Origin of the sequence: Pseudomonas sp. H3(2019) (assembly GCF_007713465.1) — a bacterium.
Lineage (GTDB): Bacteria > Pseudomonadota > Gammaproteobacteria > Pseudomonadales > Pseudomonadaceae > Aquipseudomonas.
Genome location: NZ_VMSG01000037.1, coordinates 1 through 16,916, shown reverse-complemented (window position 1 = coordinate 16,916; position 16,916 = coordinate 1). Strand labels below are relative to the sequence as shown.

Sequence of the window (16,916 nt, the reverse complement as noted above, 5' to 3'; positions counted from 1 at the left end):
CACTCCCATGCTCTGTATGGAAATGGCCAAGCGCACATCAGAACTCCAGGGTGCTGGATAGCGAGATCTGGCGCGAGTCGCCCATCGATACAAAGAACCGGTTGACGGCCGAGGTGTAGTAAGTGCGGTCGAAGAGGTTTTTCACGTTGAGCTGGAACTTGACCTTCTGCCCGTCGAGCTTGGTGTCGTAGGTGGCAAAGGCGTCAGCCACGGTGTAGCTCGGCAAGTCGAAGTCGTTCACCGCGTTACCGGCCCGCTCGCCGACATACCGCGCGCCTGCGCCCACCCGCAACTGGTCGCCACCGACGATGGTGCCGAAGTCATAGACCGCCGACAGCGAGCCGGTGTTTTTCGCCACGTTTTGCAGTCGTTTGCCTTTGTAGGTCGGGTCCTCGGTGACCTCGGCGTTGGTGTAGGCGTAGCTGCCGATCATGCTCCAGCGCTCGCTCAACTGACCGGTCAGGTCTGCTTCCAGGCCACGGGAACGCACTTCGCCGGCCGCACTGTAAGTGGTGACCAGTGGGTTCTCGGAGTTGGCCACCAGCACGTTGCGTTTCTTGATGTCGAACAGCGCGATATTGCCGGTCACGCGACCCGGCATGTCGAGCTTGGCCCCCAGCTCCCAGGACTTGGCTTCTTCCGGTGCGAAGCTGCCATCGAGCACGACCGTGCTGCCGCTTAATGGCGCGATAGTCGAGTTCGGTTTGAAGGATTCGGTGTAGCTGCCGTAAAACGACAGCTCATCGGTATAGCGATACACCAGGCCGGCGCGCGGCACCCACTTCTGGCCGTTGCTGTCGGTGTTGGCCTTGAACGGGCGGCCCTTGCCGGCGTACTGGTCGTATTCCTGGAAGCGTCCGCCGGCCACCAGAATCCACTGGTCGTTCAGGTGGATCGAGTCCTGTAGAAAAACCGAATCGCTGCGCAGCAGATCAGTCTGATTGCTGTCCGCAGCGCTGACCGTGGTGCCTGCCACTTCACGACCGTAGACCGGGTCCAGATAGCTGAAAGACGGGAACAGGCTCTTCTGCCGGATCAGGTCGGCGCGGTAGATCTTGCGGTATTCGTCATCCACACCGAACACCAGATCGTGTTGCATGCCGGCCACATCGACCTTGCCTTCGAGGCTGGCGGTGGTGAAACGGTCGGTGGTCAGGGCGCCTTGGGTGCCGTCCATGCTACGGGTCAGCGTGCCTTTTTTCGGGTCGATGGCGGTGATGCGAACCTGGCTGGCGTCGTAGGTTTCGCGGTTCCAGCTGTAGCCGAAGTGGGCTTTCCAGTTGTCATTGAGCTCGTGGTCGGCTTCGAAATGGTACAGGTCCGAACGGCCGTCCATATTGTTGAACGGCTCGTCGAGGCGGCGACCACGCGGGATGTCCAATGGATGATTGGTACGCGGGTCAATGGCCGTGCCACGGTCGAACGGTGCGAAGAACTCGCGGTGCTCGTAGGCGAACAACAGCTTGGTGCTCTCGCCGAACCAGGCCAGGGACGGCGCGATCAAGGTCTCGCGGTGCGTGCCGAAGTTGCGCCAGTAGTCTTCGTCTTCGTGGTCCAGCACCATTCGGTAGGCCAGACCGGAGTCGCCCAGTGGCCCGGTGCTGTCGAGGCTGCCGCCGCTGCCGTTCTTGCCGTTGCCATAGCTCGAGCCGCGTACGGTCAAGGCGTTGTATTGCGTCAGTTCGGGCTTCTTGCTGACCATGTTCACCACCCCGCCCGGGTCCTGGATGCCGTAGAGCAACGAGGCCGGCCCCTTCAAGACTTCAACCCGATCCACCGAGGCGTTCAGGCCACGCCCCTGCACCAGCGGCATGCCATCGCGCATGATCGAGCCGTTGCGGTTGTCACCGAACCCGCGAGTCATCACCGAATCCTGGGTGCTGCCCAGCGTGTTGCCCTGGGTAATGCCACTGACATTGGCCAGCGCATCGTCCAGATTGCGCGGCATTTGGTCACGCAGCACCTGGGCCGGGACCACGTTGATGGTCTGGGGGATTTCCTGGAGCGAAGCCGAGGAACGTGCCACTGAGGTGGTGGACGGCGGCTGATAGCTCATCGGTTGCTCAACCGCTGAGGTGATGGTGGTGGCACCGAGATTCAGCGCGCCTTCGGTGGGCTGTGGTTCAAGGGCCAAGGTATGGGCGTCGGTCTGGCGAAAGGTAAAACCGGACTTGCTCAACAAGCGCTGCATGGCTTGCTCGGCGCTCATCTCGCCCTTGATGGCCGGTGCGCTGAGACCGTAGGGCGCTTCATCGGTGTAAACCACACTGATGCCGGTGATTCGGCTGAAGTCGCTCAAAGCCTGGGGCAAGGGTTTGGTGGCGATGCTGAAGCTGAACAGCGCGCTGTGTTGCTCACTGGACTGCGCAGCGCACGCCACGCTCAACGGCAACAAGGCCAACGCCGAAACGGCCAGCGCAGAAGCACCAAACCACTGTTTAACCGAACTGCCTGCTGCCGATTTCGCCCTGGACTTCATTGCTCGTGACCTGTGTGTAGAAAAGCTACGGATGCGAATGAATCGCACTTTCACCACTACACGGATGTCACTCGGGTTTACCTCACACTTTTTTGAATTTATTTTCGCCTGCTGCTGATCGTTCCCATGCTCTGCGTGGGAACGATCATGACCAGTAACAGCGCTATTTCACCTTCACGATGCGCCCTGCACTCTTCGCAGAACCAACGGGTTTGCCTTGTTGATCCATGCGGTGCAGGTAGTCGATCAGGCTATCCAGGTCCGTCACTTCCAAATCGCGACGGTTGATGCCCTGTTTGAAAAGACTGAAGCGATCGCCTCCGTCGGCCAGGAAGCTGTTCAGCACCAGGCGATAATTGCGTTCGGGCTGCACCGGCTTACCGTTAAGACGAATACTGCCGGGGATCACCCGACTGTCCAGCGGGCGCGTGGAATCCCAGCGATAACTGAAGCCCCTGGAAACCTGCAGCGCATCAAAATTGCCTTCGGCCTTCCATTGCTGATTGAGCAATTGTTCGAGTTGCCGCCCCTTCAGGTCGAAGGCGATCAGGGTGTTGTTGAACGGCTGCACCGTCGCCACCTGCCCATAATTCAGGCGTTTGAGACCTGGCTCCAGGGCCAGGTCGCCACGAATGCCCCCCCTGTTCATAAAGGCGATCTGTGCGCCATGCGCCGCGCCAGCCGCCAGTTGAGCGTCGGCGATCAAGTCACCCAACGGCGCCTCCCCCGCCACATTGGCACGTCGAGTGATCGGTGAAGCCGCGATGGCGCCGACAGGTTTGAGCAACACGTTATTGCTGCGTGCTTCTACTTCCCGCTGCAAGGCGAGCATCTGTGGATCGGCTGGATACTGCGCCGGATCGGCCAGCAGGTTAGTTGCGTGAATGCCCGTGACCCGATGCTGACCGGGGGTCACGTCGAGTGTCAGGCGGGTCATCAGATGCCCATACGAACTGCCCTGAGTCACGAGTAGAGGACCGACCTTGCACAGATAACCTTGATGGGAATGCCCGGAGATCAACACATCGACCGCCGGATCGAGTCGCTTGGCCACATCAACGATATCGCCGCTCAGTTGGCTGCAGTCCTGTTTGTCGTAGGGTTCGGGGGTTGAGCCGCCCTGGTGCACTACCGCGACAATCGCATTGACGCCCTGGCGGTTGAGTTCGGGGATCAGCCGATTGATCGACTCGGCTTCGTCCTCGGTACGCAAACCCTGCAGGCCCTTGGCACTGACCACGGAGGCAACATCGCGCAGGACCGCGCCGACAAAGGCGATCTTCTGGCCTTTGACCTCCTCGATCCGGTACGGCGGCAACAGGGTTTTACCGGTATCGGTGTCGATCAGGTTCGCCGCCAGATAGGGGAAACCGCTGCCGGGATAGTGGGCGCGAAACTGGCAGGCCTTGGTCGGACGAGTCGATTCGCAGCCGCCATTGAGCTGGCGCAGAAACTCCGCCTTGCCGTTGTCCAGCTCATGATTGCCGATGGCACTGAGTTTCATGTCCATGTGCCGCAACGCTTCGAGCGTCGGCTCGTCGGCCCACATCGCCGACAGCGGCGGACTGCCGCCCACCAGGTCACCGGCACCGATGAACAACAGTTGCGGATCTTCCTTGCGCAGTTGCGTCAGCATCCCGCCGAGGGTCGCGATGCCCCCGGCCTTGAGCATGCGCACACCGTCGGCGGCCGTGCTGTCACGAAACGAATAGGGGTTGGCCTGCAAGTAACCGTGCAGGTCGTTGATCGCCACGATGCTCACGGCAACCGGGGGCGCTGGCGGCTGAACATGAGTGCAACCGCCCAGCGCGGCGACAGCCAGGGCGACTGCACTGAGCAGCCTTGGCAGGGAATGGCGTGTCATGGGTTCATCCTTGTTCGCTAGTCGTTATCTGTAGAAGTGTGGCGAGCAGGCCGATTGCAGTTGGCCGTGAATCGCTTGCAGCACTTCAACCTGCTTCAGCGTAGTACCCATCCCTGCACGCAGCAGGAGGATTTTCAGGTGATCGGTCATGCGCTCGCCCATCAGCGCAGAATAATCACCCGTCCCAACAGGTTGTGCTGCTCGAACCCCAACACCCCTTGCAGGGAATCGAGCACCGCTTGCGGGTCTTTGCTTGGAAAGCTGCCACTGATCCGTCGTGCGGCCAGGTCGTCGTTGAGCACCACGATCCGCCCCGGGTAATAGCGGTCGAGGTCTTTCACCACATCGGCCAAGGGTGACTTGTAGTAATTGAGCCAGCCCTGACGCCAGGCCAGTTGCGCTTCGCTGTCGACCGCGTGGAGTTTTGCCGCGGTGCCGGCGCCATAAGCCACTTGCTGGCCAGCCGTCAGCACTTGCTGCCCGGCACCCTTGACCGGCGTGACAGCGACGCGTCCAGAGAGCACCGTCACCTGCGCGCCTGCCGGTTGCAATCGAACTTCGAACTGCGTCCCGAGCACCCGCGCCTCGCCCTGTTCAGCGTCGACCACAAAGGGCTCGCCGGTATGGCTCACGTTGAAAAAGGCCGCACCGCGACGCAGCCGAACATGCCGTTCACCGTGGCTGAAATCCACGGCAATGGCGCTGTCGGCATCAAGGGTGACTCGGGATTGATCGGCCAGGGTCAGGTTGCGCACTTCACCCGGCGCCGAGACATAGTCCGCCGCTAAATCATCGAACCAACGCGACGGTTGCCAGCCGGCGCCTATTGAAACTATCAACAACAAGCAGGCGGCCAAGGCCAAACCGCCAGACCAGCGCCGCACGCTGGAACGCCTGGAGCGGTGCATCGCATTGAGATAACCCTGCAAGGCAACGGCATCTTCGTCGGCCAGGGTACGAGCCGGTGCTTCGCTCATTTCCCAGACCACTTGCGCCCGGGCGTAGGCTTCGGCATGCGCCGGATCGGCCCGCAACCAGCGGCTGAACGTGGCGTGATCGCCGCTGCTCGGTTGGTCGTGCAACAGGCTCAGCCAGGCCAGCGCGACCTGCTCCTGAGCCGGCGTCGGAGTAACGTTGACGGTGTGATTCACGGGGCTGTCCCTGGCGTGCGTGATTCAGGTTCTCGCAGACTGGCCTTGCAGGCTTCGAGGGCGCGCATCATATGTTTTTCCACGGCACTTTGGGAAAGCCCCATGGCCTTGGCGATTTCGGCGTACTTGCGCCCATGAATGCGGTTGAGCAAAAAAATCTGCCGGGTACGTTCGGGCAAGCCGCGCAACGCCGCCTCGACATGGCGCAGGTCATTGCCAGCTTCCAGCGCGGCTTGTGGCTCGACGCTGAGGTTATGCTGTTGCTCCGGCAACCAGCCTTCGTTGAGCCTGATTCGCGAACCTTCGCTGCGCAGATGATCGATAGCAATGTTGCCGGCGCAACGCAGCAGGTAAGTGCTGAGCTCTTCGACGTGCACCAGCGGTCGGCGCCAGAAACGTAGAAACAGGTCCTGCACCAGATCGGCGGCAGTCGCCCGACAGCCCACGCGTCGACTGACCAACGCTTCCATTTGCGGCCGCTGGGACAAGAATACCTGCAGAAAATACGCGCGACTGTCCGGGCTGTCGGAGCCGTCGATGTTCTGGGATTCGGGTGGAGTATTGATCATCAAAAGTCGACTCAACGTGGTCCATGCCCTACGCAGGATCAACGGTGCGCCAATATTAATGATAAATATTCTCATGTGCAAAAGACTCTGATCAGAGCCCGCTGCTCAGTCGCTCTGAGCTGATTGGCGAATGCGGTGATTAGCGACGCGGGAACCAGGCTGCTCCCGTGTGATGGGTGACAACAAGGGTCGATACGCGGGGTCAGGAACAGGCGGTTTTCAACGCGGGAGGATCCAGCTGGTCACGAAACGCCAGGTAGTGCTTGAGCACCTGGATCGGCGCCTCGATTTGCGGGTAATGACCAATTCCGTGTAGCAATACCGTGTCCGGATTGGGGATCAGTTGGCGGTAGCGTTCGACCATATGGGCACCCGACACCGGGTCGACTTCACCATCGATCACCCGCATCGCTACGGTGCCCGCTTGCATGGCCTTGACCCACCTGTCCCGCTGTATGCGGCGTTGCGGGATATAGTTGATCAGCTTGTGCATGATCCGAGTGCCACGGTTGTTGTCGATCAGGCTCCAGAAATCGTCCAGCTCGCTTTCACTTGGACGGGTCCGGGGGCCAAAGATCTTCCGGAAACTCTTGACCAGCCCATCCCGACTGAACGCCCGTCCGATCATCCAGCCCAACGGACTGAGCAACAGTTTTTGCATCAACACCGGCTGATGGGTTTCAGGAAACAGGCCGCCATTGAGGAATACACAACTACCAATCTCGACACGCGCCTCAGTATGTCGGGCCAACAACTCCTGAGCCACGCTGTCACCGTAATCATGCGCCAGCAGGTGCACAGGCTGCCGGACCCCCAGATATTCCAGCAGTGCCTGCTGCAAATCGGCCTGCTCCAACAGGCAATATTCATGGTCCAGTGGCTTGTCCGAGTCGCCAAAACCGAGCATGTCGCAGGCGATCACTCGATAGCGCTGGGTCAAGGGTTGCCAAAGGTAATGCCAGTCCCAACTGGCGGTGGGGAATCCGTGGATCAGCAACAAGGGTTCACCCTGCCCGGCCACCCAATAGCGAATGGTCTGGCCACGGAACACAAAGCTCTGGCCGCGTTTACGCCAGACGCACAGAGGGATCTCGGCGAGCGCCATCAGAGTCTGTAACCCGGGGCTTGTTGATCAAGTTTGCGCAGCAACGCCGGCCAGGCCAGCGCGCCGCCCTTCCCTTGAGTACTTTTGATCTGGGTGAAGATCAGATCGTCCCACCCCTGCAGCGCCACCAGCCGATAGCAGGCCGCCAGATCGACACGGGTTTGCCACTCGGCGGCGCTAACCTGGTTTTTCACATCGGATGTCGATTGAACGGGGTTTACGCTCACGGCAAGGACCTCTGGTTCTTTTTATTTTGTGGGGGTAAACGCAGTCTAGTCAGCTGTCGGGGTTCGTGTAGTTGCATTCGCAGCCAGCTTACTGACCCAACGAGTCAGCAAGCCTTCGGCCGCTAAAAGACGTGAGCGATGTCACAACACCCGGATCATTAGCGGCGTCGCAAACAGGTGCATGTGTCCGGTCAGCCGCGCAGCGCGCTGATCAGTTCCGCCAACCAAGGTTCGGCGTCAGTTTCCGGGGTCACGCTTTCGCTGGCGTCCAGGCGCAGCATGGGCAGTACTTCGCGCACGCCCAATTCACCGAACAGCTCACGCATTTGTTCACCGCCACCACAGAAAGTATCGCCGTAGCTGGCATCCCCCAGGCCAATCACCGCTCCCGGCAAACCGCGCCATGCAGCGGGCAGTTGATCGCGAATCATCGAATACAGCGGTTGCAGGTTGTCCGGCAACTCGCCCATGCCCGTGGTCGAGGTGACGACCAGGAAGGCTTCGGGAGCGAACGCCTGGACATCGGCCAGGGTTGCACGCGGGTTGTGCCAGGTTTCAAAACCTGCAGCCTTGAGAAGGTTGGCCGCATGCCGGGCGACTTCTTCAGCCGTGCCGTACACCGAGCCGGAAAGAATGGCGACTTTCATCAATCTGATCCTGAAGCAGAGTAAAAGACCCGGATATTAACAGCTGAGGCAAAAAAGCTGCGATTGCCTCGCAATTAGGTCTGGTGGCCAGTGGACAGTTCACAGCCATGTCATAGAATGCAGTTCATCATTCGATGCAGAAAGGACTCTCTGATGATCAATGCCCAGCTGATGCAACTGGCAATCAACGCTTCAAACGATGGAATCGTCATCGCGGAAAGGGAAGGCGAAGACAACATCCTGATTTACGTTAACCCCGCCTTCGAAAAACTGACCGGCTATAGCGCTGAAGAAATCCTGTATCAGGACTGTCGCTTTCTCCAGTCCGGGGACCGCGACCAGGCTGCACTCAACCTGATCCGCGAAACGTTGAAGGATGGAAAATCCTGCCGGGAAATACTGCGCAACTATCGCAAGGACGGCACACACTTCTGGAATGAGCTGTCGCTTTCAACCGTCTACAACGAAAATGACAAGCAGACTTACTTTATCGGCGTGCAGAAAGACGTCACCCTTCAGGTCAAGACGCAGCAACGGGTTAACCAACTGGAAGCCCAACTGGCCGAAGTTCAAGCGGAACTACAGGCACTCAAAGCGACAAACGGTCAAAACAAGCTGTCGAATTAATGGTCATTAACTACAATCACCAATAACTTTGTAATTATTTCTTTCGAGCAAACCATGCATCGCGATGCCCTCCTGACTCAGGATGAACTGGATTTCATCCAGACCATGCAGCACAACCCGCAGCTTAACGTTCGCGATGCGACATCGAGCCTGCTGGTTAATGGGGGCTCGCAAATTCGCGATTTATTGACACGTCTGGCGGCCAATGAGCAGGTCACCATTCAGGCCCACTTCGAAAATCAGCAAATGACCTTTCCGCTGCATCTGGTGGAGGATGAATTTCATGCACTGCATTTGCGACTGGGCGTACCGAGCATCTACGAGGACGGACCGATGGTTCGCCCCTGGCGCCTGGCGCTTGAAGAGCCCGTAGCCCTGGAGAACGCCAAAGGCCAACCCGGCACGCTGTGGGTGCACGAAGTGTCGTTCAAAGGTGTTTTGCTGGAAGTACGCAACCGCACCAAGCCGCCAAAAAGTTTCGCGTTATGGTTCAGCCCTTCAGGTTACGAACGCATTGCGTTGCGCGGGACCTTCGAGCGAGAAACCGAACAGGGCTATTACGCCTATCGGCTCAACCAAAGTGACAAGGATGAAACCGAACGCCTGCGTCAGTACATTCTTCAGCAACATCGCCTGACACACCCTGCGTTGCACATCTGAGCATCAGGTATCGAGCGTTCCCGCGAGGAACTGCTGCAGACGCTGCTGCATCAGTACTCCTTCACTTCCAATACAGCCAATCGACGATCCCGCCAGGCTCTCCTGTGCCAGATCCGCCGAGTCTCCGGCCAGCATCAGCCGGCAATTCAGGGCCATGGCCAAGCGATTCACACGACGGATAAAGTCAGATGTAGGCGCTTGATTGGAGAACAGCACCAGCGCGTGCGGCTTGATCTTTTCACAGACCAGCGTCAGTTCATCAAAGGGCTGCCCCAGTGCCAACAGCCTGATTCCCACCTGCGCACTGCCCATATACAAAGCCGCCAATAGCAACTCAAGCTTGCGGCACTGTCCATCAATCGCAGAAACGACTACCCGCAACGACTGCGTACCTCGCAACAAAAACAGCCGCTGAAGAACTCTGGTACGTAGAAACCCGTCCAGCATCATCCACTCGCTGGTTTCTCCGTACGTGCCACGCTGCTGAAGCAACTGCGTCCACAGCGGCATTAAAATGTCCTGGAACGTCACGGTCAGTGAATAGGTAGAAAATACCTGGCCGTAAATCCGTCCCAGCTCTACATCGTCAAAATTGCAGAGCGCTGCTTTGATCTGAGTTTGCCATTGGACATAGTCGGCCTGAGCCAGCTCATCCGGGATAATGCTCGACAACACCGGAACCACACTGGTCTTCGCCAGAATCTTGCCCACCTTGCTGACTGCCACGCCCCGTCCGATCCAGCCAAGAATGCTCTGAACCCGCTCAATATCGTGCATGGAATACAGTCGATGCCCACTTTCGGTGCGTGCCGGCTGAATCAACCCATAGCGCCGCTCCCACGCGCGCAAGGTCACCGGATTGACGCCCGTCAGGCGTGCCACTTCACGTATCGGGAACAATCGCTCCTGCTTCTCCAGGCGAGAGGATTGCAAGGTGTGGGGCGGTTCAGTGGTAGCCACCATGAGCTTTGGGACGTCCGTGTCAGATTGGATCCTATTTAACCCTGATCACTCTCCTACATTCAAGAGGGGGCCTTTTCGACCAACGTCTCTGGTGTATTGGGTGAAATCAGGAATAATTCTTGCCTGCTTTTTTAACGCAGCCCTTTACCCCGGTGCTGCGTTTTGTACGCCTCCTACCCGGAACCGCGTGCTTGCCCTATGGAGATACATAATGTCTACCTCACCCGTCACCCTGATGGTTGCGCGTCGCGTTGCCAGCGGACGTTATCAGGACCTGATCGCCTGGCTGCGCGAAGGCGAACAACTGGCCACCGACTTTCCCGGCTATCTCGGCTCTGGCGTACTCGCACCGCCGCCCGGTGATGACGAATTCCAGATTATTTTCCGCTTCGCCGATGAGCAGACCCTGCATGCCTGGGAGCATTCCGCCTCGCGCACGGCGTGGCTGGGACGCGGCAGCGAGTTGTTTGCCCACCCTTCCGAGCATCGGGTCAGTGGCATCGACGGTTGGTTCGGCGCCGCCGGGCAACGTCCACCTCGCTGGAAACAGGCCATAGCAATCTGGTTGGCATTTTTCCCGGTTTCGCTGCTGTTCAACTTCGTACTCGGCCCGCTGCTGAGCGACATGGGCCTGCTGGCTCGTATATTCGTCAGCACCCTGGCCCTGACGCCGTTGATGGTCTACTTCTTCATTCCGCTGTCGACCCACCTGCTGGCCGGCTGGTTGAACAACACACAGGGGCGGCCATTGCCCGCGGCACCGTCCACCCAGAATCGCTAGTCCTCCTACAGGGGTAGCGCTTGACGTAGGTATGCAGCACTCGTCGCTGGTATAGTTTTGCCATACCCGCGATGCGAGCCATCCATGACCTCTTCCTCAGCTCCGATCCTCATTACCGGCGCCAGCCAACGTGTCGGCCTGCACTGCGCGCAGCGGCTGCTGGAAGAAGGTCACCACGTGATCATCAGCTACCGCAGCGAACGCCCGGGCGTGCAAACACTGCGCGACCTTGGTGCGATTGCCCTGTTCGCCGACTTCTCCAGCGAGGCCGGGATCCTGGCGTTCATCACGGAGCTGAAAACCCATACCCGGAGCTTGCGGGCGATTGTGCATAACGCTTCCGCCTGGCTGGCTGAAACCTCTGACACCGAAGTGGCCGCGTTCACCCAGATGTTCAGCGTGCACATGCTTGCGCCCTACCTGATCAACCTGCATTGTGCCGACTTGCTGGAGCGCTCCAGCCCCGCAGACATCGTGCATATCAGCGACGATGTCACGCGCAAGGGCAGCAGCAAGCACATCGCTTATTGCGCCACTAAAGCCGGGCTCGACAGCCTGACCCTTTCTTTCGCCGCGAAATACGCACCGAAAATCAAGGTCAACGGTATCGCGCCGGCCCTGCTACTGTTTAACCCCTACGACGACGCGGCGTACCGCGCCAAGGCCCTGGCCAAGTCCGCGCTGGGTATCGAACCCGGCAGTGAGGTTGTCTACCAGAGCCTGCGCTACTTGCTGGAAAACCCATATGTCACCGGCACGACCCTGACCGTCAACGGCGGACGGCACGTCAAATAGGCCGCCCCCCGCGAGGATGTTCCATGACGCTATCGCTGCCCCAGAATTATCGTGAAATCTTAATAGGCTTGGGCGAAGACCCTGAACGCGAAGGTTTGCTGGACACTCCGGCCCGAGCGGCCAAGGCCATGCAGTACCTGTGTCATGGTTACGAGCAGAGTGTCGACGAGATCGTCAACGGCGCGCTGTTCGACTCAGACAACGATGAAATGGTGATCGTCGATAACATCGAGCTTTACTCGCTCTGTGAACATCACATCCTGCCCTTCATCGGCAAGGCCCATGTAGCTTATATTCCTACCGGCAAGGTCCTGGGCCTGTCGAAGATCGCGCGCATCGTCGACATGTTCGCCCGGCGTTTGCAGATCCAGGAAAACCTCACCCGTGAAATCGCCGAGGCGGTGCAGCGCGTCACCCAGGCCGCCGGTGTTGCGGTGGTGATCGAGGCCCAGCACATGTGCATGATGATGCGCGGCGTCGAGAAACAGAATTCGACCATGAACACCTCGGTGATGCTCGGCGCCTTCCGCGAGTCGAGCAACACCCGTCAGGAGTTCCTGCAATTGATTGGACGGAGCAAGTAGCAATGCCACAACTTCAACCAGGAATGGCCCGCATTCGGGTCAAGGACCTGTGTCTGCGGACCTTCATCGGAATCAACGAGGACGAAATCCTCAACAAGCAGGATGTGCTGATCAACCTGACCATCCTCTATGCCGCGCAAGACGCCGTGCGCGACAACGATATTGATCATGCGCTCAATTACCGCACCATTACCAAGGCGATCATCGCCCATGTGGAAGGCAACCGGTTCGCCCTGCTCGAACGCCTGACCCAGGAGATACTCGATCTGATTATGGCCAACCAAAGCGTGCTTTACGCCGAAGTCGAAGTCGACAAACCCCACGCCCTGCGTTTCGCCGAGTCGGTATCGATTACCCTCGCCGCGAGTCGCTGACCGTGTCTGGCGCATAAACCGCCAGGCTTTTATTATCCGCGCCACGATTTGATAGCACCGAGCCCATCATGACCGAACAACAACGCCTGGAACTTGAAGCTGCTGCTTTCCGCAGACTGGTCGCGCACCTGGACAGTCGCAAGGATGTGCAAAACATCGACCTGATGAACCTCGCGGGTTTCTGCCGCAACTGCCTGTCCAAGTGGTACAAGGCCGCCGCCGACGAACGCCAGATCGAGGTCAGCCTCGATGACGCCCGCGAAGTGGTTTACGGCATGCCGTACGCCGAGTGGAAAGCCCAATACCAGCAAGAAGCCAGCGCCGACCAGCAAGCGGCGTTCGCCAAAGGAAAAACCCATGACTGATCTGAACACCCTGCGCGCCAGCCTCAAGAGCGGCGAACACGCCTTCGCCGATACCCTGGCGTTCATCGCTGCTGGCTATGATTACCAGCCACAAGCCTTCAACAATGGTGGCGTGGAAAACGCCGCCGGACAGAACGAAGGCTCGTGCAAAACCCTCGGCCTGGCGCTGCTGGAAGGCTTGAGCGATGAAGAAGCGCTGCTGGCGTTTGGTGAGCATTACCGCTCGGTGGTTGCTACGCCGGATGGCAGCGACCATGGCAACATCCGCGCGCTGATTGCGCAGGGTTTGGCTGGGGTGAAGTTCTCGCAGCAACCACTGACCCGCCGCTGACTGTGACAGCGATCGTTCCCAACGCTCTGCGTGGGAATGCAGCCCGTGACGCTCTGCGTCACCTGCCGAAGCGGACGCGGAGCGTCCAGTGAGGCATTCCCACGCAGAGCGTGGGAACGATCAACAAAAAACCGGCCGAGGCCGGTTTTTTCATTTCAACGATTTCAGAACTTGGCGTTCTGCAGGTCGTCCAGGTAACGTTCTGCGTCCAGGGCCGCCATGCAACCAGCGCCGGCCGAGGTGATCGCCTGACGGTAAACGTGATCAGCCACGTCGCCGGCAGCAAAGATGCCTTCAAGGCTGGTCGCCGTCGCGTTGCCTTCACGACCGCCCTGCACCACCAGATAACCGTCTTTCAAAGTCAGCTGGCCTTCGAACAGCGAAGTGTTCGGGGTGTGGCCAATGGCGATGAACACGCCGTCGACTTTCAGCTCGTCGAAGCTGCCGTCGTTGTTCTTCAAACGAGCGCCGGTCACGCCCATGTTGTCGCCCAGCACTTCGTCCAGAGTCGAGTTCAGCTTGAGGACGATCTTGCCTTCGGCAACCCGTGCATGCAGCTTGTCGATCAGGATTTTCTCGGCGCGGAAGGTTTCGCGACGGTGAATCAGGGTCACTTTGCTGGCGATGTTGGCCAGGTACAGCGCCTCTTCAACAGCGGTGTTGCCGCCGCCGACCACGGCCACTTCACGGTTGCGGTAGAAGAAACCGTCGCAGGTTGCGCAGGCCGATACGCCTTTGCCCATGAAGGTTTCTTCCGACGGCAGGCCCAGGTAGCGAGCGCTGGCGCCGGTCGCGATGATCAGCGCGTCGCAGGTGTACGTGGCACTGTCGCCGGTCAGGGTGTACGGCTTGGCGGCGAAATCGACGGCATTGATGTGGTCGAAAACGATTTCGGTCTCAAAGCGCTCGGCGTGCTCTTTCATCCGCTCCATCAGCGCCGGGCCGGTCAGACCGTGGACGTCACCGGGCCAGTTGTCGACTTCGGTGGTGGTGGTCAGTTGACCGCCAGCCTGCATGCCGGTGATCAGCAACGGCTTGAGGTTAGCGCGGGCAGCATAGACCGCAGCGCTGTAACCGGCAGGGCCGGAACCGAGAATAATCACTCGCGAATGACGTACATCAGACATGACTCACTCCTATCGACCGGCCGGTACTACCTGGCGCGGAATGCCGGATGACCGGCTGGAATTAAAAAAGGACTGTGCAAGCACTTGGGGAAGCGCCGTAGTTGGACAGCCCTGAAAAATAGTGGGTACAGCGTATCGAGGAGGCGAAGATTAAGGAAATACGGAATAACAATCCAGCTCATAGGCGGTCTCTATCCCCTGGAGGCTGATTTAAAGACGCCTTTGTTACAGTTAATGTCGATGTCATTACCGCACTTTCGCCTGTGTGGCAAAGCCGGTAAGGTCGGCGCGTTTTCTCATTGCTCGGAGCACGCTATGCCCGCCCCCGTTCTGTCCGGCCCGCAATACCTGCGCGAAGGCCTGAAGCTGGTCTTGAGTCCCGGCCTGCGATTGTTCGTGCTGTTGCCACTGGCCATCAACCTGGTGCTGTTCGTCGGATTAATCTATTTCGCCGGCCATCAGTTCAGCCTGTGGGTCGACACCCTGATGCCGTCACTGCCGAACTGGTTAAGTTTTCTCAGTTACGTGCTGTGGCCTCTGTTCGTGGTGCTGGTGGCACTGATGGTGTTCTTCACCTTCACCCTGATCGCCAACGTGATCGCCGCGCCATTCAATGGTTTTCTCGCGGAGAAAGTCGAAGTGGTGGTGCGCGGCACTGACGACTTCCCGACTTTCAGTTGGGGCGAGCTGATCGCGATGATCCCGCGCACCTTCGCCCGGGAGATGCGCAAACTCGGCTACTTCCTGCCCAGAGCCCTTGCACTGCTGATCCTTTCGTTCATCCCGGTGGTCAACCTGATCGCTGCACCGCTGTGGCTGGTGTTCGGCGTGTGGATGATGGCAATCCAGTACATCGACTACCCGGCGGACAACCACAAACTCGGCTGGAACGAGATGCTCGCGTGGCTGCGCGAGAAGCGCTGGCACTGCATGAGCTTCGGTGGGATTGTCTATCTGGCACTGCTGATTCCGGTGGTTAACATTCTGATGATGCCGGCGGCGGTTGCGGGTGCGACGTTGTTTTGGGTGCGTGAGCGTGGAGACCAGGCACTGAAGAAAAGCTCCGTCTGAGCAAGAGCCGCAGCCGAGCCGCGGACGGTTACGTAACTGGCGACGCAGCACTCAAAAAGAAGCCCACGCAAGGATCTTGCGTGGGCTTTTGTTTGAGCAGGTTCTGCTCGACGCCATTGATCGGTGGCGGGTGACTTGCCTGTCTTCATCTGCAGCAAGAGCCCGATGACGGGTCAAGTACGGGCTGGAAACCGCCGCTCAGGACGACTGTATCTATCTCACATGGAGGGTAAAAACGGGAGAGTCTTTCCCGGCAGGGACTTCGTAAACGCGGATGTAATGGTCTCCCTTGCCAAAGGTCATGGACACAGTAGCTTCGCCCGCTCCATTCACAGGGAAGGGACCGTTCGAGACTACAGCGCTAGCAATCCTGCCCTGTTTTCCAGGTGTAATCTTCACGGTCACGTTCACACGGCCATCCGTGATGATGTCGCCATCGTAGATAGGGCCTCCTCCATTGGTGTAGGCCATTTTGGTGATTTGCGGAATTACATTGCTTGCCTGTACGGTAACCTTCCAGGTACCGGACTCCGGCAAGTCGTCATGCTGACCTATGACCTTGAGCAAATATTCTGCGGGAAGCAACGTCGCCGTATCGAACTCCCACGTGGTGGCCCCCGTCGACTTGCCATCGCCCAGCAGAGTCGCGCCGTTGTAAATCTTGACCTTTTCCCCCGCAGCCACCGTACCTGTGAGTTTCAACGGGGTTTTGGTGGTCGTGCCGGGATTGCCGACCAGCACGCCTGCGGAGTCCTTCACTTCGCCAATTGTCGGCTTCACCACCGCCTCCACGGTAACTTTCCAGGTGTCGGACTCCGGCAAGTCGTCATGCTGCCCGATAACCTTGAACGCATATTCTGCGGGCGGCAACGTCGCCGTATCGAACTCCCACGTGGTGGCCCCCGTCGACTGGCCATCGCCCAGCGGAGTCGAGCCGTTATAAATCTTGACCGCTTCCCCCGCCGCCACCGTACCTGTGAGTTTCAACGGGGTTTTGGTGGTCGTGCCGGGATTGCCGACCAGCACGCCTGCGGAGTCCTTCACTTCGCCAATTGTCGGCTTCACCACCGCCTCCACGGTAACTTTCCAGGTGTCGGACTCCGGCAAGTCGTCATGCTGCCCGATGACCTTGAACGCATATTCTGCGGGCGGCAACGTCGCCGTATCGAACTCCCACGTGGTGGCCCCCGTCGACT

General features: G+C 59.0%; 19 protein-coding genes and 1 pseudogene. 9 read left to right on the top strand and 11 right to left on the bottom strand.

The window, feature by feature from the left end:
* Positions 1 to 37: 37 nt before the first annotated feature.
* The 8 genes and pseudogenes from FPT12_RS26415 to FPT12_RS26385 form a co-directional block, all read right to left on the bottom strand.
* Entirely contained in the window at positions 38 to 2,479 is a 2,442-nt protein-coding gene (locus FPT12_RS26415; RefSeq protein ID WP_145022220.1) for a TonB-dependent receptor, read from the bottom strand.
* A 163-nt stretch (positions 2,480 to 2,642) separates the two neighbouring features.
* The gene (locus FPT12_RS26410; protein WP_145022217.1) at positions 2,643 to 4,343 is read right to left on the bottom strand and encodes a bifunctional UDP-sugar hydrolase/5'-nucleotidase; all 1,701 of its coding nucleotides are present in this window, start codon (positions 4,341 to 4,343) and stop codon (positions 2,643 to 2,645) included.
* Between the two features lie 24 nt (positions 4,344 to 4,367).
* Positions 4,368 to 4,493, bottom strand: a complete 126-nt coding sequence (locus FPT12_RS28165) for a hypothetical protein (protein WP_256676867.1) — start codon at positions 4,491 to 4,493, stop codon at positions 4,368 to 4,370.
* Between the two features lie 11 nt (positions 4,494 to 4,504).
* On the bottom strand, positions 4,505 to 5,494 hold the full coding sequence (locus tag FPT12_RS26405; protein WP_145022214.1) for a FecR family protein: 990 nt from the start codon (positions 5,492 to 5,494) through the stop codon (positions 4,505 to 4,507).
* Positions 5,491 to 6,066, bottom strand: a complete 576-nt coding sequence (locus tag FPT12_RS26400; protein ID WP_178098913.1) for an RNA polymerase sigma factor — start codon at positions 6,064 to 6,066, stop codon at positions 5,491 to 5,493. Before FPT12_RS26400 ends, FPT12_RS26405 begins: the two co-directional genes overlap by 4 nt.
* A 199-nt stretch (positions 6,067 to 6,265) precedes the next feature.
* Positions 6,266 to 7,168 (bottom strand): alpha/beta fold hydrolase, encoded by a 903-nt coding sequence (locus tag FPT12_RS26395; RefSeq protein WP_145022208.1) that lies wholly within the window; start codon positions 7,166 to 7,168, stop codon positions 6,266 to 6,268.
* 80 nt (positions 7,169 to 7,248) lie between these two features.
* Positions 7,249 to 7,395: pseudogene (locus tag FPT12_RS26390) on the bottom strand (class II aldolase); the annotation flags it as partial.
* A gap of 191 nt (positions 7,396 to 7,586) precedes the next feature.
* The gene (locus tag FPT12_RS26385; protein WP_123582653.1) at positions 7,587 to 8,042 is read right to left on the bottom strand and encodes a flavodoxin; all 456 of its coding nucleotides are present in this window, start codon (positions 8,040 to 8,042) and stop codon (positions 7,587 to 7,589) included.
* Between the two features lie 153 nt (positions 8,043 to 8,195).
* On the opposite strand from FPT12_RS26385, the gene FPT12_RS26380 reads away from it, so the two are divergent.
* The gene (locus FPT12_RS26380; protein WP_145022280.1) at positions 8,196 to 8,669 is read left to right on the top strand and encodes a PAS domain-containing protein; all 474 of its coding nucleotides are present in this window, start codon (positions 8,196 to 8,198) and stop codon (positions 8,667 to 8,669) included.
* Positions 8,670 to 8,723: 54 nt separating this feature from the next.
* Positions 8,724 to 9,329: a hypothetical protein gene (locus FPT12_RS26375; protein WP_145022204.1), complete on the top strand. Its 606-nt coding sequence runs from the start codon at positions 8,724 to 8,726 to the stop codon at positions 9,327 to 9,329.
* 3 nt (positions 9,330 to 9,332) lie between these two features.
* On the opposite strand, the gene FPT12_RS26370 is transcribed toward FPT12_RS26375, so the two are convergent.
* On the bottom strand, positions 9,333 to 10,292 hold the full coding sequence (locus FPT12_RS26370) for a MerR family transcriptional regulator (RefSeq protein ID WP_145022201.1): 960 nt from the start codon (positions 10,290 to 10,292) through the stop codon (positions 9,333 to 9,335).
* 211 nt (positions 10,293 to 10,503) lie between these two features.
* Between FPT12_RS26370 and FPT12_RS26365 the strand changes: the two genes are divergently transcribed.
* From FPT12_RS26365 to FPT12_RS26340, 6 genes are all read left to right on the top strand, one after another.
* Positions 10,504 to 11,073 (top strand): antibiotic biosynthesis monooxygenase, encoded by a 570-nt coding sequence (locus FPT12_RS26365; RefSeq protein WP_145022198.1) that lies wholly within the window; start codon positions 10,504 to 10,506, stop codon positions 11,071 to 11,073.
* Positions 11,074 to 11,157: 84 nt separating this feature from the next.
* Entirely contained in the window at positions 11,158 to 11,868 is a 711-nt protein-coding gene (gene folM, locus FPT12_RS26360; RefSeq protein WP_145022195.1) for a dihydromonapterin reductase, read from the top strand.
* A gap of 23 nt (positions 11,869 to 11,891) precedes the next feature.
* Entirely contained in the window at positions 11,892 to 12,452 is a 561-nt protein-coding gene (gene folE / locus FPT12_RS26355) for a GTP cyclohydrolase I FolE (RefSeq protein ID WP_145022192.1), read from the top strand.
* A gap of 2 nt (positions 12,453 to 12,454) precedes the next feature.
* Positions 12,455 to 12,826 carry a dihydroneopterin triphosphate 2'-epimerase gene (gene folX, locus FPT12_RS26350; RefSeq protein WP_054593958.1) on the top strand — a complete coding sequence of 124 codons (372 nt, stop codon included), beginning with the start codon at positions 12,455 to 12,457 and terminating at the stop codon, positions 12,824 to 12,826.
* 68 nt (positions 12,827 to 12,894) lie between these two features.
* Positions 12,895 to 13,191 (top strand): DUF1244 domain-containing protein, encoded by a 297-nt coding sequence (locus FPT12_RS26345; protein ID WP_145022190.1) that lies wholly within the window; start codon positions 12,895 to 12,897, stop codon positions 13,189 to 13,191.
* A complete protein-coding gene (locus FPT12_RS26340; RefSeq protein WP_145022187.1) occupies positions 13,184 to 13,522 on the top strand; it encodes a HopJ type III effector protein in 339 nt (112 codons plus the stop codon). Before FPT12_RS26345 ends, FPT12_RS26340 begins: the two co-directional genes overlap by 8 nt.
* A gap of 164 nt (positions 13,523 to 13,686) precedes the next feature.
* Here the strand turns inward: FPT12_RS26340 and trxB are convergent, their stop codons facing one another.
* Positions 13,687 to 14,649 carry a thioredoxin-disulfide reductase gene (trxB, locus tag FPT12_RS26335; protein ID WP_145022184.1) on the bottom strand — a complete coding sequence of 321 codons (963 nt, stop codon included), beginning with the start codon at positions 14,647 to 14,649 and terminating at the stop codon, positions 13,687 to 13,689.
* 315 nt (positions 14,650 to 14,964) lie between these two features.
* On the opposite strand from trxB, the gene cysZ reads away from it, so the two are divergent.
* A complete protein-coding gene (gene cysZ, locus FPT12_RS26330) occupies positions 14,965 to 15,720 on the top strand; it encodes a sulfate transporter CysZ (RefSeq protein ID WP_145022181.1) in 756 nt (251 codons plus the stop codon).
* Positions 15,721 to 15,933: 213 nt separating this feature from the next.
* On the opposite strand, the gene FPT12_RS27775 is transcribed toward cysZ, so the two are convergent.
* On the bottom strand, positions 15,934 to 16,916 hold a 983-nt coding region (locus FPT12_RS27775), incomplete at its 5' end, for a hypothetical protein (protein WP_178098911.1).

Excerpts from the sequence above, each read along its gene's own strand:
- FPT12_RS26410 (WP_145022217.1), bottom strand. The coding sequence starts at position 4,343 with ATGACACGCCATTCCCTGCCAAGGCTGCTCAGTGCAGTCGCCCTGGCT.
- folX (WP_054593958.1), top strand. The coding sequence starts at position 12,455 with ATGCCACAACTTCAACCAGGAATGGCCCGCATTCGGGTCAAGGACCTG.
- FPT12_RS26380 (WP_145022280.1), top strand. The coding sequence starts at position 8,196 with ATGATCAATGCCCAGCTGATGCAACTGGCAATCAACGCTTCAAACGAT.
- FPT12_RS26395 (WP_145022208.1), bottom strand. The coding sequence starts at position 7,168 with ATGGCGCTCGCCGAGATCCCTCTGTGCGTCTGGCGTAAACGCGGCCAG.
- FPT12_RS26415 (WP_145022220.1), bottom strand. The coding sequence starts at position 2,479 with ATGAAGTCCAGGGCGAAATCGGCAGCAGGCAGTTCGGTTAAACAGTGG.
- trxB (WP_145022184.1), bottom strand. The coding sequence starts at position 14,649 with ATGTCTGATGTACGTCATTCGCGAGTGATTATTCTCGGTTCCGGCCCT.
- FPT12_RS26365 (WP_145022198.1), top strand. The coding sequence starts at position 10,504 with ATGTCTACCTCACCCGTCACCCTGATGGTTGCGCGTCGCGTTGCCAGC.
- FPT12_RS26370 (WP_145022201.1), bottom strand. The coding sequence starts at position 10,292 with ATGGTGGCTACCACTGAACCGCCCCACACCTTGCAATCCTCTCGCCTG.
- folM (WP_145022195.1), top strand. The coding sequence starts at position 11,158 with ATGACCTCTTCCTCAGCTCCGATCCTCATTACCGGCGCCAGCCAACGT.
- FPT12_RS26375 (WP_145022204.1), top strand. The coding sequence starts at position 8,724 with ATGCATCGCGATGCCCTCCTGACTCAGGATGAACTGGATTTCATCCAG.
- FPT12_RS28165 (WP_256676867.1), bottom strand. The coding sequence starts at position 4,493 with ATGACCGATCACCTGAAAATCCTCCTGCTGCGTGCAGGGATGGGTACT.
- FPT12_RS26345 (WP_145022190.1), top strand. The coding sequence starts at position 12,895 with ATGACCGAACAACAACGCCTGGAACTTGAAGCTGCTGCTTTCCGCAGA.
- cysZ (WP_145022181.1), top strand. The coding sequence starts at position 14,965 with ATGCCCGCCCCCGTTCTGTCCGGCCCGCAATACCTGCGCGAAGGCCTG.
- FPT12_RS26340 (WP_145022187.1), top strand. The coding sequence starts at position 13,184 with ATGACTGATCTGAACACCCTGCGCGCCAGCCTCAAGAGCGGCGAACAC.
- folE (WP_145022192.1), top strand. The coding sequence starts at position 11,892 with ATGACGCTATCGCTGCCCCAGAATTATCGTGAAATCTTAATAGGCTTG.
- FPT12_RS26385 (WP_123582653.1), bottom strand. The coding sequence starts at position 8,042 with ATGAAAGTCGCCATTCTTTCCGGCTCGGTGTACGGCACGGCTGAAGAA.